The sequence below is a fragment of the Bacillus sp. FSL R9-9834 genome (assembly GCF_038006905.1).
GTDB lineage: Bacteria > Bacillota > Bacilli > Bacillales > Bacillaceae_G > Bacillus_A > Bacillus_A pacificus.
This window is the reverse complement of the sequence record NZ_JBBOWD010000001.1, coordinates 2,912,873-2,929,526: the sequence shown is the minus strand read 5'-3', so window position 1 is coordinate 2,929,526 and position 16,654 is coordinate 2,912,873. Positions and strand designations below refer to the sequence as shown.

Genomic DNA, 16,654 nt, shown 5'->3' with positions numbered 1-16,654 from the left:
AATATTTAGATAATAGGAGGTGTCGAATTTTGAGTGAAATTGAATTAAAAAGGAATGTAATTAAGACTGGGAGTGAGAAGGGGGTTATTCTTCGGTTTATACTCGCTAGTCTAGTTGGGGTATTTATGTTTTTCGTACCAGTTACGATAAATGGTGCTTCTTCTATTATGATTGATCATATCGTATCCTGGATAAGGACTTCTGTTCCAAGCGTCGTACCTTATTACGCTCTACTCGTTATGGCAATAGGTGCAATTTATCCGTTTTATACGAAAAAATGGAATACATCTATCGTAGATATTTGTTTTTCTGTTTTAAAAGTAGTTGGCGTCGTTTTTGGTGTATTATATTGTTTGAAAGTAGGGCCAGCTTGGTTCTTTGCACCAGATGTAGGGCCGTTTTTATATGAGAAATTAGTCATATCGGTAAGCTTACTCGTTCCAATTGGTTCGGCGTTTTTAGCGTTATTAGTCGGATATGGATTGCTTGAATTTATCGGTACGTTTTGCCGTCCCATTATGAGACCGTTATGGAAAACGCCAGGCCGGTCAGCAATCGATGCGGTTGCTTCCTTTGTGGGGAGTTATTCGTTGGCCTTATTAATTACAAATCGCGTGTATAAAGAAGGAAAGTATACGACAAAAGAAGCAGCGATCATCGCTACAGGTTTTTCTACAGTATCCGCAACATTTATGATTATCATCGCAAAAACATTAGACATTATGCATTTATGGAATGTTTATTTTTGGACTACTCTCGTTGTAACATTCATCGTAACTGCTATCACTGTAAGAATCCCGCCTCTTAGTAGAAAACCAGATACATATGTAACGGAAGAAGGGTTCCCAGAGCCCGTTTATAAAGAGAAAATGCTAGAACGCGCTTGGGAAGATGCGTTAGAAGTATCGAAATCTGCGCCGAGTATTATGAAAAACATTGCAGTAAATTTAAAAGATGGTTTTATTATGACGATGGGAATTTTACCATCGATTATGTCTGTAGGGTTAATTGGTATTGTCTTAGCGAAGTTCACGCCAATATTTGATTGGGTCAGCTACATTTTCTATCCTTTTACATGGCTATTACAATTACCAGAAGCAGACTTAGCTGCTAAAGCGGCATCCGTTGGTATTGCAGAAATGTTTTTACCATCATTATTAGTAGTTAGTGCACCACTTGTGACAAAGTTTGTCATTGCGGTCGTTTCAGTATCATCTATATTGTTCTTCTCAGCTTCCATCCCTTGCATTTTATCGACAGATATTCCGTTAAAAGTATCAGAACTTATCATTCTCTATGTACAAAGAACGATATTAACGTTGCTTATCATTACACCGATTGCTTATTTGTTGCTTTAAAAAGGGGAAAGGTATAAAAAAGAATCCTTCTATAAAAGGAAGGATTCTTTTGTTTAGTGTTTTTATCAATTAAATACCTTAAAATGTACACTTTTTTGATGTTTTATTTGTTTTTCGAATATGACGTAATACTTCTTAAGAAAATTCCTAATCCTGCAAAAAAGAATCCCAAGCATAATAAGCTGCCTGGCGTTCCCCAAGTAATTTGATCTAGCATTTTTATATCCTCCCATTTACCCCATATTAATTAACTGTAAAATTTTCACTTTATTATCATATAGTATTTTTTTGGTTTAATCCAGAATTATCCATACTATTAAGCTGAAAAATTGATTCATAAATGAAAAAAAGAATCTTTTTGTAGAAAGAATAGCGTTTTTGATATGCAAATTTTTAAAGAACGTATATAGACCTTTAGAAAAAGAAAAACCTTACATGAAATGAAACCAATATAAATGTAGCTTGCTATAATGGGATGTACACGGTATTTGTTAGAGGTTTTTGCCGATTATTATGTAAGAAGGTATTAAAACTTTGATTTTAATATCCATATAATAAAATGTGTATTTCTATGATATAGTAAGAAAAAGGGGGCTTACAAATGGAAATCATTCACGAAAGAGTAAAGCTACGGTTAATGGATAGTGATGATGTCGAAACTTTGTTTTCGATTGTAGAAGGAAATCGGGAAATTTGGGCGTATTTAATCTCTAAAATGGATAGTGTGCAAGATATGCAGCAATATGTGCAAAAAGCGATACAAGGTTATGGAAAAGGTACGCAAATTCCTTTCGTTGTAGTGGATTTACAGACAAATGCGATTGTAGGAAGTACACGTCTATATAATATTTCAGTAGAAGATAAAACAGTCGAGTTAGGACAAACGTGGTATCATCCAAGTGTCCAGCGTACCAGTATAAATACAGAGTGTAAGTATATGCTTCTCCAGTATGCTTTTGAAAAACTGCATATGCTGAGGGTACAAATTAAGACGGATGCAAGAAATGAAAAAGCACAACGAGCAATTGAAAGGTTAGGAGCAGTAAAAGAGGGCGTGCTTAGAAATGAAAGAAAATTACCGAATGGACATGTGAGAGATGCGGTTGTGTATAGTATTATCGCAAGCGAATGGCCAGTTGTGAAAGCACGTCTATTAGAAAAATTAGAATTGTATAAAGAAAAGCTATAATTCGTGTTTTGAAAGGTATATTGTTTGTAATACATAAAAAATATACCTTTTTTCTTACAAAATGCTACTTTATTTTAATTCCTTTTGTTTCATCGTTCCCTTCTGAGAAAAAATTCGTTACAATGTAGTTGTATGGTAATAAACTTATGAATTTAAAACATGTAATGAAAACCGCAAATGAAAATGAATTGATAATCCTCAATTTTAAATGAAAACCCTTTTATACATAAATAACAAGTAAAGTTCCTTCTTTTAAATAAACTCAAACAAAACGATTTGATATAAATGTTTTTTTATAGAAGTATGGATGATGTACGGAGGCAATTACAAATGAAAGAAAATAAGAAGAGTAAGAAAAGACGAATCTTTCAAGTATTTTTACTAATGATTTGTTCTGCTATTTTATATGTAAGTTATGCAGCTTACGATATTTGGAGTTATCGTTTTAAAACAGATGATAGCGTGAAAACGGATGCTGGTATTGTACTAGGAGCAGCTTCTTGGAATGGAAAACCATCTCCTGTATTTAAAGAAAGAATTAATCATGCGATTTCTTTATATAAGAACGGAAATATTAAAAAGATTATTTTTACAGGTGGTACAAAGTTCGAGGCAGAGCTTGAGGAAGCGCGTACTGCAAGAGTATATGCAATGAAACAAGGTGTAAAAGACGAAGATATTTTAATTGAAACAAAATCCCTTTTCACTGAAGAAAATTTAAAGAATGCGAAGGAAGTTGGAATAGAGAACGGAATACGCACATACACGATTGTAAGTGATCCACTTCATATGAAACGCGCAATGAGAATCGCAAAACATATTAATATTGAAGCGTATGCTTCACCAACGCCGACATCAGCATATAAAACGTTAGATACAGAAATACCATTCTTCTTTAAAGAATTATTCTCGTATATTGGATATGTAACCTCGTTGCCATTAAAGGCATTGAAGGGAGACTAATAAGAAAAGAACCTATCTTTAAATAGGAACTTTTCTTATTAGTCAAAAACATTGTATTTTTATCGGAATAGTGAAACAATAGAGAGGTAGCTTCATATAATCATAATGACAAAATGAACGGTTTATGAATCGAACATAAAGGAGATTATAGTATGGCACTCTCATTTGTTGAAACAGAAAAACAATCTTTCATTATTGAACAAATAAATAAATTGATTCCGAAGTTCATGGAAAGGGAGCATCAACTAAGTGAATTAGGATCATTTCCGTATGAAAATATAAATGATTTGAAACATACCGGATATACGAAATTAACGTTACCGAAGGAATTTGGTGGTAGTGCGATTTCTTTATATGACTTCGTTCTATTTCAAGAGAAAATTGCGGAAGGCTGCGGGGCTACTGCATTATCGATTGGCTGGCATCTTGGCATTGTGAAAGAACTAGCGGAAAATCGCTCTTGGAATGATGAGATGTTTAAATGGTTTTGCGAAGAAGTGCGAAATGGGGCGCTCTTTAATAGGGCAGCAACAGAACCGAAAACAGGGAGCCCGACGCGTGGCGGTAAACCAGAAACAATAGCGGTTCAACAAGGCGAGAAGTGGGTTATAAATGGAAGGAAAACTTTTACAACGATGGCACCAGTACTTGATTATTTTATTATTTCAGCAAGTATGGAGGGCAAAGAAGAAGTTGGTGAGTTTGTCATTCCAAGAAATACAATCGGTGTATCCATTGAAGAAACGTGGGATAGCGTTGCAATGCGAGGGACTGCTAGCCACGACCTTGTCTTACAAAATGTAGAGATAGAAAGTCGCTTTTTTACGGATGTAAAAGGCGGGAAAGTGAAACAAAAGGGTATTGGCTGGTTGCTACATATACCAGCATGCTATTTAGGAATTGCACAATCAGCAAGAAATTATGCAGTTCAGTTTGCGGGATCATACAAACCAAATAGTTTAAACCATTCTATTAGTTTATTACCGAATGTTAGAAGATTAGTTGGAGAATTAGAACTCGAGCTTATGCAAGCTCGCGTCTTTTTATATCAAATTGCGAAAAAATACGATGAGGCAGAAGATAAACTGTCACTGCAAGCAGAATTAGCGGCAGTGAAATACGCCGTAACAAATGCGGCGATATCCATAGTGGATAAATCAATGCGCATCGTAGGAGCAAAAAGTTTATCAGAAAAAAATCCGCTTCATCGTTACTATTTAAACGTTAGAGCAGGACTACACAATCCGCCGATGGATGATGCAACACTATCTATGTTGGCGGATGCTGCGTTTCGGTCGTAGTTTTTTTAGCTTGAACTTTATTATTTAAGTGCAATATAGTTGTTTTGAAAGCACGTGTTTGATTAGTAATCGAACACGTGCTTTTTATTCGTTGGATATACTAGTTTAAAAAGCACGCGTTTTAATATAAATGCTTATCATGATTTTGTAAGTGTTCCTTGTTGGAAAAACATTTGCCATCTTCCCTCTATTAGTTTCCAAATGGAGCTTCACAAAGTATTCTGCATTCTAGTTTCATCTCTTACACGATATGTTGCCAACACTGTATCGTCTGATATAGAGTATATTTCAAAATTAGAAAGAGTCATAAGGGTCACTATACACGCCCCTCAACTTAAGCAATTAATTGTTCACCAAAACGAAAAAAATAAGCCGAATTTATCTTGGGATAAATTCGGCTTTTAATTGTTAGAAATTATATTTGGTCATTTTAAGATTTCCGATAGCCTAAAAAACATAAAAGATTAAATAATAGTAATCCTCCACCAAAGTACCACGAATATCGGAATGCTTGAATAAGCCCATCTGTTTCCATATTGCCTTGTGAATCCATAAATGTTGCGGCAACTGCGGCACCAAATGCAATTGCAACGTTTTGTAACATACGTTGCACAGCTCCAATCGTACCTTGTTTCTCTTTAGATACAGATGTCATAATTGATGCAATATTAGCAGGCTGGAAAATTCCCCCTCCACCCCCATATAGAAGTAATAAGCTCACCATTATATATGGTGACCAATGGGCTTGGATAAAGCTTAATCCAACAAATGCTATAAACATAACACATAAACCTATTTTCATAAGTAATTTTGGCCCAAAACGTTCCATGTATTTTCCTGCTATTCGCGAAAATATTACTAAACCAAGCGGGGCTGATAATAAAACAAATCCTGTTTGCCAAGGAGTTAATTGCGTAAATGCTTGTAGGAAATAGGGTGGAATGATAAAAATAATTGCTGAGGCCACTCCAAAACCTACTGTTGCAAATATAGGAACGATAAAGTTTGAATGCTGGCATAAATGTACATCTATAATAGGGTGTTTTACTTTGGATTCATGAATTATAAAAGTAACTAATAAAATAATTGAAATCATGATATATTCCCATGTAGATATACTTTTCATTCCTACACTTGATCCATGAGAGAAACCAAAAAGAAATAGCAAGGCGCTTAAAGTGAAGTATATATTTCCTAATACATCGATAGGTGATGGATGTATTTCTTCTTTTATAACTCGAGAGATTTTGTAACAAGCCCATAATCCAATTAGGCATAATGGAATGTTAATCAAAAAAATCCATCGCCAACTTCCAAGTGAAATGAAAAATCCTCCTGCAGTGGGACCTAAAATAGGCCCTAATCCTATCATTACTCCTAAGGTACCTAATGCATGACTACGATTTTCAGGGGTGACAAGAGTTGTAATGAGAGCTGCAGATGTAGCTTGTAAAGCAGCAGCACCAATGCCCTGAATGGCTCGGAATACAAGCATTTGCCACATTTCTTGAGATAAACCGCATAATATAGAACTGAAAAGAAATAGAACAAACCCCCACAAACATATTCGGATTCGGCCTACGCGATCACTAAGTTTTCCAAATAAAAGGATAGTGGCACTAAGTGCTATAACATATATAGTTACACTCCAAGCCGTTATAGCTACTGTTGAGTGAAATTCTTTTTCTAGAAATGGTAAAGCAATATTGATAATACCAGTATCTAAAGATGATAAAAACATCCCGATACCAGCAGTCAGGATTACCATTTTTTCACTAAAATGAGAAAGTGCTCGGTTTGCAACAATATTCGTATTATTCATCAAGTTACCACAACCTTTTTACTTAATCTAAGCTTGACGGTAATCGGGCTTTCCTCACAAAATCTTTATTTAAGGTTAATCCCATATAAGGGGTCTTTCCAATCCTACCATTCTTAAGTATTGTAAAAACTGACCCGTATGAACAGCATCATGATAGGCAATTCTTAAAAGCATGTCACCTAAATATCGTTGATAGCCTACATCACTTCTATCAATAAGTCTTGATTCTAATTCTTCAGTTGATATGGATTCAACATATTCTATAAAATTGGAAAAATACGATTGCGATAACTCTATCTCTTTTTCAACAGAAGTGATTGGTTCTTTATCGTATGGAGTATGTATATCTGTCTTTATCGATCCGTCGTTCCTTAAGAGCAAATGATAATGGAAACTTGCACTCCACACATGACGGATCATCTCTCCAAAAGTCATTGCTTCGTTGTCAGGTTTCCAAGAAAGCAAGCTATCAGGAAGTGACCTCCACAGTTTGATAGAGCGCCTTCTCGTTTCTTTCAAATTTAATATACTAAGATCAATTGCATTCATAATACATTCTCCTTTACTGTTAAATTTAAAATAATTGTATCAATTTAATAGTTAGGGTATCATCGAAATATGAATGTATATCCGAATATCTCATATATAGCTAAACTTATTGCTGAACCTACAAGAGCAATTATCTTAGAGTGTTTAATGAATAATCAGGCACTACCTGCTAGCGAATTAGCTTATATGGCAAAGGTGTCACATCCAACAATTAGTTCTCATCTTTCTAAATTAGTAGAGGGGAATCTACTTAAAGTTGAACAACATGGTAGACATCGTTACTATCGACTTGCTAATCAAGAGGTAGCAGAAGTGCTTGAAAAGTTAGGAACAATCGCACCAGCAGTTCAAGTTCGGTCTTTAAAACAATCAGATCAACTAAAACAAATTCGTTATGCTCGAACTTGTTATGATCATCTTGCAGGCAGACTCGGTGTAGAGATAACCGAAAAATTATTAGATAAGGAATTTATCATTTTAGAGAAAGGAGAATACATTGTAACGGAACAAGGTAAGCGATGGTTTCTGAATTTTGGAATAAATATTGAAACGGCAAATATAAAGAGAAGGGTATTTGCAAAACCTTGTCTTGATTGGAGTGAAAGACGCTACCATATTTCTGGTTGGTTAGGATCTGCAATAGCAAAACTATTTTTTGAACAGGAATGGATTACAAAAACGGATAAGAATCGAGCTGTCCATCTTACCCAAAAAGGTATAAAGTTATTGAAGGACCAATTAGGAATTGACATGGAAGATAAAAAAGTCCATCAAAATACAGTGCCTCCTGTCGAGTAAACAGTATTAAATAACCTGAGTTCTATATTTATATAGACTCAGGTTATTTCATTTCTTTTAAAATTTTTGAGGATATTTGTGTAAGGCAACTTTAAACTCATTCACTTTATGGAAAGAGGTTAAAGGAAAACATAGTAGTTGAAGCAATTCTATCATTCCTTTCGAGAGGACTCCCACCTCTAAATGTAAGTGAAGGTGGTGAGGTGAATCGAAAGAAATATTTTATTTTCAAGAAAAAAGGAACGTATGTTTTATTTTTGCTATAATATCCTTAACAAGGAGGTGAATAAAATGAAAAAGGAAAATCCGTCAAACTATAAAACTCTTCAAATTTGGATTAAAAAAGGTCATCGTATGTATTCTTATTTTCAAGAATGTTGTCATAACGCTAAGAACATGTACAACACCACAAACTTTTATATACGCCAGGTGTACACTGGATTAACACAAGAAAAAGAGTTGCAGCCTTTGCAAAAAGAAGTTCTGGATCATATTCATAAAAATATTGGTAAGATGAATGACACACAACTTCTTGCCTATCAGAAGAAATTGGAAAAAGAGAAATTAAAGCCTAAAGAAGAACAGAAAGAGATTACATGTAATTTGTTTTCAGAACCTAATTTTGAAAAACCTTATGTAGATTACAACTTTCTAGATGCACTATTTAAGGCTATGATTCAAAATGATTATCGAGCTTTGCCTACGCAATGTAGCCAGTCAATCATGAAAGGTGTGTTCCAAAATTGGAAATCTTTTTTGCTAGTTTAAAAGACTATAAAAAGAATCCAAACAAATATGCTGGAATGCCTAGGATTCCAAAGTATATTCGTTCTTCTGAAAAAGAGATTCTGTATACAAACCAAGATTGTATCATTAAAAACGGTAGATTTTTAAAGTTTCCAAAGACGAAATTGCAATTAAATATTGGGAAACTAGGTTTCACTGAAGGTAAACTGAAACAAGTTCGTGTGATTCCAAAATACAATGAATATGTAGTGGAATTGGTAATTGATGTTCCTTTTAAACAACAAATAATTGAAGAAAATGCACGTTATATGAGTATTGATTTAGGGATTGATAACCTTGCAACCATCGTAACAAACACGGGTATGAAACCTGTCCTTGTTAAGGGCAAACATGTCAAAAGCATAAATCAATATTACAACAAAATGAAGAGTCATTTCACAAGCATTCTTAGAAATAGAAAACAAACGAATGAAGGACCTTTTACTTCTAAAAGGATAGAAAAACTTCATCAAAAACGTTACTTGAAAATAAAAGACGTCTTCCATAAAGTTAGTCACCATATCGTAAAACTAGCTCAAGAAGAAGAAGTTTGTAAAATCGTTATTGGTCAAAACAAAAGTTGGAAACAAGAAACGAATATGGGAAAAAGAAATAACCAATCGTTTTGTCATATCCCGCATAATTTACTGATTCAAATGATTACATACAAAGCAAATGCTGTAGGCATTCAAGTTGTTGTAGCTGAAGAATCATATACATCGAAAGCAAGTTTTCTGGATAACGACTTCATTCCAACGTATGGAGAAAATGACCAAAATACAACTTTTTCAGGAAAACGAATAAAGCGCGGCATATATCGTTCAGCAAATAAAACTTTAATTCATGCAGATGTAAATGCTGCGGCTAACATTTTACGAAAAGTAATCCCAAATGCATGGACAAATGGGATAGAGGGGTTAGGCGTGAAACAGCTCGCTAATGTGTTAACTCCCCTGACGTTAATCGTCCGTTAGATCGAAACGTTAGAAACCCCCACTTCAAGCTTTGCTAAGTGGGGGAGTGTTCATTAAATTAGTAATCATATTCATTGAAAATTATGCGTAAGAATATAGTAAATGAAGGGAGATATAAAATGAATAAAGTGAAACTGAAAGTATTTAATATAAAGTATGTAATGATATGTCTTTTATTCACGATTATATGTATTCTCACTTCATTCTTCATTTCTAGTAATTCAAACGTATTTAAATCTTATTATATTAATCAATTATTAGGAACGAATTCTACGAAAGGCCTTATGTATATGATAGGCAGTGAAAATCGTTATTTTGCCGAAGAATTTCATAAAGAAAAAGGACGAGCGTCTTTGGAATCTTTTTTACTTTCACTTTCTACAAATATTAATGTAAATGACCTCCGGAGCTTATTAACTCGAGAACTTCCAAATATGAATCAATTTTATTCAGAAATATTAATTGCCGGGGAAGGAACAGATTATACGAACATTCCTGAAGAATCCAGCATTCCTTTAGAGAATATTCAAGATAAAGGTACTGCTGTTAAACACCCAAAGAGTGAGAAAGAAAACAATTCGAATACACAAAATAACGGTGAAAATAAAGTTTTTATTTATCATACACATAGTTGGGAGTCGTTTATTCCTCTCATTCCAGGTGCTACTAAACCTGATGATGCCTCTAGTACAAATAATGAAGTGAATATTACGTTTGTTGGAAATTATTTAAAACAAAAGTTAGAAGAAAAAGGAATAGGTGTTTCACATGATACGACAAATATGAGGGACTTTCTACGAAATAAAAATTTAAACTGGGCCCAATCTTACAAAGGGTCCCGTCAAATATTACAAGATAAATTAGCACAAGATAAAAATATTATGTTTCCCATTGATCTTCATAGGGACGATGCACGAAAAAATATTACGAAGAAAACGATTAATGGAAAGGATTATGCACGACTCTATTTTATTTTAGGTCGAGAAAATCCTAACTATGAAAAAAATAAAAAAATAGTAACAGCAATCAATTCATATTTAGATGAAAAGTATTACGGTTTAAGCCGAGGCATTTTTATTAAAGATCGTAAAAGCGGGAACGGAGTATATAATCAAGACCTTTCTCCAAATGCTTTACTTATTGAAATGGGAGGCGTAGATAATACACCAGAAGAATTATATGCTTCCGTTGATGCATTAGTAGAAGCATTTAGCCACTATTATAATGAAGTAACTAAGAAAAATAATTAAAATAAAAAGGAGTGACATCTAGTCAGAAGTGCTAGGGGGTTACTCCTTTTTTGTAGAATATAAAATCACCAATAGATGTTAGTAGTTAAAAAATCTTTCTTTTCATTCTTCTTTTTCTAGTTTTATAGGAGAATGCTATGCTTCTTATTTCACCTACTGTATAATAAGGAAAAAGCACGAAAAGAGGTCATCTCATGCTAGAGGTTATTGCAACATGTTTAGAAGATGTAAAACGAATTGAACGAGCTGGCGGGAAGCGAATTGAATTAATTTCATCTTATACAGAAGGCGGTTTAACGCCGAGTTATGCATTTATTAAAAAAGCGGTAGAAGCAGTACATATACCGATTCACGTTATGATTCGCCCGCATGCGAAGTCTTTTACATATACGGAAGAAGAAATTGAAATGATGAAAGAAGATATTGTAGTTGCTCAGAAATTAGGAGTAGCTGGTGTTGTATTAGGTGTATTAAATGAAAAGAATGAAGTGGATGAAGAGAAACTAGCGAATTTATTATCTGTGGTAGATGGGATAAATGTTACATATCACCGTGCAATAGACGACATAGAAAATCCAGTAGAAGCAATGAAAACTTTAAAGAAGTTTCATAAAGTGACTCACGTCTTAACTTCAGGTGGACAAGGAAATATAGTGGAGAATATTCCACTGCTAACAGAAATGCAAAAGATAAGCGATGGTCAAATTCAACTTGTAGTTGGAGCTGGCGTGACGAAAGAAAATATAAAGCGATTGCTAGATGAAACTGGCATTTCGCAAGCTCATGTCGGTACAGCAGTAAGAGAAGGGAAATCATGTTTTGCTGAAATTGATCTTAATTTAGTACAAGAATTAGTTCAAATTATACAATAAACAATAAAGAAAGAGGAGAAACGATGAAGGAAAATACGAAGAAAGAATTATTCTCATGGGCTAAAACGATAGGATTTACCCTTGTATTAATCGCAATTATTCGCGGTGTATTATTTACACCGTCATTAGTACAAGGCGAATCGATGATGCCTACACTAGAAAATAACGAACGAGTTCTTGTGAATAAGATTGGTTATAGTATAAGTGGATTAGAACGCTTTGATATTATCGTCTTCCACGGAAAAGAAGGATACGATTTAGTAAAACGAGTAATTGGTTTACCAGGCGATACAGTGGAGTATAAAAATGATGTATTATATGTAAACGGAAAAGCGATGGAAGAACCATATTTAAAAGAGTTTAAAGAAAAAGCAGCAGGCCGTGTATTAACTCCAGACTTTACGTTAGAACAAATTACAGGAAAAACGAAAGTGCCAGAAGGCCAAGTGTTTGTTTTAGGAGATAATCGTGAAGTTTCTAAAGACGGTCGTATGTTTGGATTTATTTCAGAAGATGAAATTGTCGGAAAAGGACAAGCTGTTTTCTGGCCGTTGAAACAAGTAAGAGCGTTATAAAGAAAAAGTATGGGAGAAATATTCTTCCATACTTTTTTTATGCCTATTTATTTAAACGTTTGGTTTTGCTATAACTTGAGCTTTTGAAAGAGAACCATCATTATTTCTAAATTTTATTTTGTATTCACCTTACATAAAGGTTAAGTAGCTGAAAAATATATTGATAGAATTGAAAGAATATTTTATAATTTTAAATTATATGTTTGTTTCGAAAAACGGAATTTAAGTTCCGAAATTTGGAACAAGAGGGAGATAGAATGAGTATAAATAAAACGGCAGTTAAGACAATGGATATTTTACAGTTGTTTTATGAGCATGAAGAGCTAAGTTTAACAGAGATGGTTCAGCATACAAGTATGCCGAAAACATCTGTTTATCGTTTAATTGGCTCGTTAGAAGAAATGGAGTTTTTACAAAAAAACGAAAAGGGGAAATATCGTTTAGGAGTCGTGTTTTTACGGTTCGGTCAACTTGTTTCACAAAGACTATCCGTAAGAAATATTGCGATTCCATATATGAAAGAGCTTAGAGATAGTTTAGGGCAGGCAGTTAATTTAATTATTCAAGATGGTAATGATGCGATTTATGTGGAAAAGATGGAAGGTGCTCAACCTGTACGTGTGTATACGGCGGTTGGAAGAAGAGCGCCACTTTATGCGGGTGCATGTCCGAGAATTTTACTATCGTATTTCTCTGAGGAAGAAAAACGAAAATACATAGAGGAAACGGATTTAAAGCAATTTGCAGATGGAACAATCGTAGATAAGAAACAATTGCTAGAAGTGTTACAAATGGCAAAAAAGGAAGGACATACAATTAGCTACTCTGAGTTAGAAAATCATACAGCGGCTATAGCAGCGCCCATTTTCGCAAGCGATGGAACGGTTGTAGCAGGCATTAGTATTTCGGGATTAGCAATTGAGTACAGCGAAAGTAACATTCCATATTTTATCGCGAAGGTAAAAGAGACAGCGAATCGCATTTCGAAAGAACTCGGCTTTTTGGCATAGAAAGAGGGAGTAGGATGAAATTTTCGGCGTTAGGCGATCAAGCAATTATTGTTACATTTGGTGAAGGAATTGGAATGGATACTTATGAAAAAGTGCAGCGATTATTTCAAGCGCTGCAGCAACATCCGTTTGTAGGGATGGTTGAATGTGTTCCGTCGTTTACTTCATTAGCTGTTTACTACAATTTGTATGAAGTATGGAAGGAAAATGATAGACAGATAAGACCGTATGATTACGTATGCCAATACATAACTGGAATGTTACATACGTATAAGGAAGAGCTGAAACGAGATGTGAAACATATTTCTATACCTGTTTGTTACGGGGGAGAATATGGACCTGATTTAGAAGAGGTCGCACATTATCACGGTTTACAAGTAGAAGATGTTATTCGAATACATAGTGAAACAACGTATTTTGTGTATATGTTAGGTTTTACACCAGGGTTCCCGTATTTAGGAGGACTATCAAAAGAACTAGAAACGCCTAGAAAAGAAACACCGCGGTTACAAATCTCTCCTGGTTCGGTAGGAATCGGCGGAAATCAAACAGGCATTTATCCGCTTGAAACACCGGGTGGATGGAATATTATTGGACGAACACCAATCTCCTTATTTAATCCGGAAGAAAAAACACCAACCTTTATTCAAAGCGGTATGTATTTACGATTTATTCCAATAACGAAGGAAGAGTACGTATCACTTGAGGGGGCTAAAGAATGGATGTAGAAGTTTTGCATGCGGGAATGTTTACAACAGTCCAAGATTTAGGACGATCTCATTACCAACGATACGGCGTACCCGTTGGCGGGGCGATGGATCAAAGTGCACTTCGGATGATCAATATGTTAGTTGGTAATGAAGAAAATGAAGCGGCGCTTGAAATGACGATTATGGGACCGAAATTGTTAATAAAGAAAACGACGTTACTTGCGATTGGCGGTGCGGATATGGAACCGTTATTGAATGGGGAGCGTATACCATTATGGCGTCCCATTTTAGCGGAAGAAGGTAGTATGCTTTGCTTTGGAAAAGTGAAAAGTGGTTGCAGAGCGTATGTGACTTTTGCAGGTGGTATACATATTGATCGCATAATGGGAAGCAAAAGTACTTACATACGTGCTGCGATTGGTGGTATAGAAGGGAGAATGTTGAAAAAGGGTGACTACTTTCAAATTGGTGTACAACCAGAAATAGCGAATCGTTTCGTTCAAGACTTACAAAAAGATGAGAGAATAAAAACGAAATGGGCAATTAGTAGCAGCGTACGACCAAAATATAAGAAGTATCCTAAACTTCGCGTTATAACTGATTTTGAATATGATCAATTTACAGAAGAAAGCAAAAAGGCATTTTTTACGAAAGAGTATAAAGTATCTAATTACGCTGATCGTATGGGTTATAGGGTTGAAGGAGAAATTTTAAATAGAGCCGTTGAAAAAGAGATTTTATCGAGTCCTGTTACATTTGGAACCATTCAAGTTCCTAATGGTGGACAGCCGATTATATTAATGGCAGATAGGCAAACGACAGGTGGCTATCCGAGAATGGGAAATATCATTTCAGTAGATTTACCTCTTCTAGCCCAGCTAAAACCTGGGGACTATGTTTCTTTTGAGAAAATTACGCTTGAAGAAGCGGAACAATTGTACATAGAACAAGAAGTAAATATGAATCTATTAAAGAAATTCATTGCTTTACGAAGCTGAAATTAGGAGGGGAACAGTGTGACTACAATTGATTTAAACTGTGATTTAGGAGAAAGTTTTGGCGCTTATAAAATGGGGAATGATGATGAAATTCTTCCATTCGTATCCTCTATAAATGTTGCTTGCGGTTTTCATGCAGGTGATCCGTCTGTTATGCGGCAAACGGTTGAAAAAGCTCTGCAGCATAACGTAGCGATAGGGGCACACCCTGGTTTTCCAGACTTAATTGGATTTGGTAGAAGGAACATGAATGTTTCAGCAAGTGAAGTATACGATTATGTTCTATATCAAATTGGTGCATTAGACGGTTTTGTAAAAGCAGCTGGCGGGAAGATGCATCATGTGAAACCACACGGTGCTCTATATAATATGGCGGCAACTAATCCGGAAATTGCAGATGCAATTGCAAAGGCAATATATCATATAAATCCAAGTCTATTACTTTACGGATTAGCAAATAGCGAGGCGTTTATACAGGCTGCGGAAAAATACAATATAACTCTCGTACAAGAAGCTTTCGCAGATCGTACGTATAAGCAAGATGGAACATTGACGAGTCGTACGGAAGAAAATGCGCTTATAAAAAATGAAGAAGAAGCGATAAAGCAAGTGCTTCAAATGGTGAAAGAAGGCTATGTAAATTCGGTGAATGGAGAGAAGGTAGCCGTTCAGGCGCAGACGATTTGTTTACACGGTGATGGAGAAAAAGCAGTACAATTTGCGAAAATAATATACAGAACATTCGAACATAATGGTATTTCTATTTGTGCACCGAAATAAAAAAATGAGGGGAAGTGTTGGAATTGGTGAAATTAATCGGGATATTACTTGTTGCAGTGGGCTTTTTATTTAGATTAAATACACTTTTAGTCGTTATGGTTGCAGGTATTGTTACTGGTATGGTTTCAGGATTAAGTTTTTATGATGTGATTAGCATGTTCGGTAAATTTTTCATAGAAAATAGATATATGTCTATGCCTATCATACTAACTTTACCGGTAATTGGAATTTTAGAGCGTTATGGATTGAAAGAAAGGGCAGAAGCACTTATAACGAAATCAAAAGGAGCAACAACTGGAAGAGTATTAATGTCATATTTTACGATAAGAGAATCATCAGCAGCACTTGGACTGAATATTGGAGGTCATGCGCAAACGGTAAGACCACTCGTTGCACCGATGGCAGAAGGGGCTGCGCAAGGTAAATACGGTAAGCTCCCTGAAAAATTAAGAGAAAAGATTAAAGCAAATGCAGCGGCTGCGGAAAATACAGCTTGGTTTTTCGGAGAAGATATTTTTATCGCAACTGGTGCGATTCTATTAATGAAAGGATTCTTCGATTCAGTAGGTATGCATGTCGGAGTATGGGATATGGCGCTTTGGGGTATCCCAACTGCAATATCTGCACTTATCGTAAGCTGGATTAGATTTAAAAGGTTTGATAAATATATAGCAAAAACGATGGAATCAAAAGAAAAAGAAGAGAAGGAGGCAATATAA

15 protein-coding genes and 1 pseudogene are annotated in these 16,654 nt (G+C 35.1%); 14 read left to right on the top strand and 2 right to left on the bottom strand.

Going from position 1 to position 16,654, the window contains the following annotated elements; translation table 11 throughout:
* The first annotated feature begins 29 nt into the window (after positions 1-29).
* From MKY00_RS15210 to MKY00_RS15195, 4 genes are all read left to right on the top strand, one after another.
* The gene (locus MKY00_RS15210) at positions 30-1,358 is read left to right on the top strand and encodes a YjiH family protein (RefSeq protein ID WP_016717898.1); all 1,329 of its coding nucleotides are present in this window, start codon (positions 30-32) and stop codon (positions 1,356-1,358) included.
* Between the two features lie 601 nt (positions 1,359-1,959).
* Positions 1,960-2,547, top strand: a complete 588-nt coding sequence (locus tag MKY00_RS15205; protein WP_016717897.1) for a GNAT family N-acetyltransferase — start codon at positions 1,960-1,962, stop codon at positions 2,545-2,547.
* Positions 2,548-2,877: 330 nt separating this feature from the next.
* Positions 2,878-3,510, top strand: coding sequence for a YdcF family protein (locus tag MKY00_RS15200; RefSeq protein WP_016717896.1), 633 nt, complete (start codon positions 2,878-2,880; stop codon positions 3,508-3,510).
* A gap of 152 nt (positions 3,511-3,662) precedes the next feature.
* Positions 3,663-4,811 (top strand): acyl-CoA dehydrogenase family protein, encoded by a 1,149-nt coding sequence (locus MKY00_RS15195; RefSeq protein ID WP_016717895.1) that lies wholly within the window; start codon positions 3,663-3,665, stop codon positions 4,809-4,811.
* Positions 4,812-5,241: 430 nt separating this feature from the next.
* On the opposite strand, the gene MKY00_RS15185 is transcribed toward MKY00_RS15195, so the two are convergent.
* Both MKY00_RS15185 and MKY00_RS15180 read right to left on the bottom strand, forming a co-directional pair.
* Positions 5,242-6,633: an MFS transporter gene (locus MKY00_RS15185; RefSeq protein ID WP_016717894.1), complete on the bottom strand. Its 1,392-nt coding sequence runs from the start codon at positions 6,631-6,633 to the stop codon at positions 5,242-5,244.
* 75 nt (positions 6,634-6,708) lie between these two features.
* Positions 6,709-7,182: a DinB family protein gene (locus tag MKY00_RS15180; protein ID WP_000991290.1), complete on the bottom strand. Its 474-nt coding sequence runs from the start codon at positions 7,180-7,182 to the stop codon at positions 6,709-6,711.
* A gap of 69 nt (positions 7,183-7,251) precedes the next feature.
* On the opposite strand from MKY00_RS15180, the gene MKY00_RS15175 reads away from it, so the two are divergent.
* The 10 genes and pseudogenes from MKY00_RS15175 (at position 7,252) to MKY00_RS15130 (ending at position 16,654) form a co-directional block, all read left to right on the top strand.
* Positions 7,252-7,980: an ArsR/SmtB family transcription factor gene (locus tag MKY00_RS15175; protein WP_016717893.1), complete on the top strand. Its 729-nt coding sequence runs from the start codon at positions 7,252-7,254 to the stop codon at positions 7,978-7,980.
* Between the two features lie 291 nt (positions 7,981-8,271).
* A pseudogene (locus MKY00_RS15170) lies at positions 8,272-9,740 on the top strand (RNA-guided endonuclease InsQ/TnpB family protein).
* Between the two features lie 119 nt (positions 9,741-9,859).
* Entirely contained in the window at positions 9,860-10,990 is a 1,131-nt protein-coding gene (spoIIP, locus tag MKY00_RS15165) for a stage II sporulation protein P (protein WP_001045276.1), read from the top strand.
* A gap of 194 nt (positions 10,991-11,184) precedes the next feature.
* Positions 11,185-11,862, top strand: a complete 678-nt coding sequence (locus MKY00_RS15160) for a copper homeostasis protein CutC (protein ID WP_016717891.1) — start codon at positions 11,185-11,187, stop codon at positions 11,860-11,862.
* 23 nt (positions 11,863-11,885) lie between these two features.
* On the top strand, positions 11,886-12,437 hold the full coding sequence (gene lepB / locus MKY00_RS15155; protein ID WP_000662493.1) for a signal peptidase I: 552 nt from the start codon (positions 11,886-11,888) through the stop codon (positions 12,435-12,437).
* Positions 12,438-12,694: 257 nt separating this feature from the next.
* Entirely contained in the window at positions 12,695-13,447 is a 753-nt protein-coding gene (locus MKY00_RS15150; protein ID WP_016717890.1) for an IclR family transcriptional regulator, read from the top strand.
* 14 nt (positions 13,448-13,461) lie between these two features.
* The gene (pxpB, locus tag MKY00_RS15145) at positions 13,462-14,175 is read left to right on the top strand and encodes a 5-oxoprolinase subunit PxpB (RefSeq protein ID WP_016717889.1); all 714 of its coding nucleotides are present in this window, start codon (positions 13,462-13,464) and stop codon (positions 14,173-14,175) included.
* On the top strand, positions 14,166-15,155 hold the full coding sequence (locus MKY00_RS15140) for a 5-oxoprolinase subunit C family protein (RefSeq protein WP_016717888.1): 990 nt from the start codon (positions 14,166-14,168) through the stop codon (positions 15,153-15,155). Before pxpB ends, MKY00_RS15140 begins: the two co-directional genes overlap by 10 nt.
* An 18-nt stretch (positions 15,156-15,173) precedes the next feature.
* Positions 15,174-15,935 carry a 5-oxoprolinase subunit PxpA gene (pxpA, locus tag MKY00_RS15135; RefSeq protein WP_016717887.1) on the top strand — a complete coding sequence of 254 codons (762 nt, stop codon included), beginning with the start codon at positions 15,174-15,176 and terminating at the stop codon, positions 15,933-15,935.
* A 23-nt stretch (positions 15,936-15,958) separates the two neighbouring features.
* Positions 15,959-16,654, top strand: coding sequence for a DUF969 domain-containing protein (locus tag MKY00_RS15130; RefSeq protein ID WP_000239800.1), 696 nt, complete (start codon positions 15,959-15,961; stop codon positions 16,652-16,654).

What these genes read in the sequence shown, in the direction of transcription:
- MKY00_RS15205 (WP_016717897.1), top strand. Translation starts at nt 1,960, where the DNA reads ATGGAAATCATTCACGAAAGAGTAAAGCTACGGTTAATGGATAGTGAT.
- MKY00_RS15200 (WP_016717896.1), top strand. Translation starts at nt 2,878, where the DNA reads ATGAAAGAAAATAAGAAGAGTAAGAAAAGACGAATCTTTCAAGTATTT.
- MKY00_RS15195 (WP_016717895.1), top strand. Translation starts at nt 3,663, where the DNA reads ATGGCACTCTCATTTGTTGAAACAGAAAAACAATCTTTCATTATTGAA.
- MKY00_RS15185 (WP_016717894.1), bottom strand. Translation starts at nt 6,633, where the DNA reads ATGAATAATACGAATATTGTTGCAAACCGAGCACTTTCTCATTTTAGT.
- MKY00_RS15180 (WP_000991290.1), bottom strand. Translation starts at nt 7,182, where the DNA reads ATGAATGCAATTGATCTTAGTATATTAAATTTGAAAGAAACGAGAAGG.
- MKY00_RS15175 (WP_016717893.1), top strand. Translation starts at nt 7,252, where the DNA reads ATGAATGTATATCCGAATATCTCATATATAGCTAAACTTATTGCTGAA.
- spoIIP (WP_001045276.1), top strand. Translation starts at nt 9,860, where the DNA reads ATGAATAAAGTGAAACTGAAAGTATTTAATATAAAGTATGTAATGATA.
- MKY00_RS15160 (WP_016717891.1), top strand. Translation starts at nt 11,185, where the DNA reads ATGCTAGAGGTTATTGCAACATGTTTAGAAGATGTAAAACGAATTGAA.
- lepB (WP_000662493.1), top strand. Translation starts at nt 11,886, where the DNA reads ATGAAGGAAAATACGAAGAAAGAATTATTCTCATGGGCTAAAACGATA.
- MKY00_RS15150 (WP_016717890.1), top strand. Translation starts at nt 12,695, where the DNA reads ATGAGTATAAATAAAACGGCAGTTAAGACAATGGATATTTTACAGTTG.
- pxpB (WP_016717889.1), top strand. Translation starts at nt 13,462, where the DNA reads ATGAAATTTTCGGCGTTAGGCGATCAAGCAATTATTGTTACATTTGGT.
- MKY00_RS15140 (WP_016717888.1), top strand. Translation starts at nt 14,166, where the DNA reads ATGGATGTAGAAGTTTTGCATGCGGGAATGTTTACAACAGTCCAAGAT.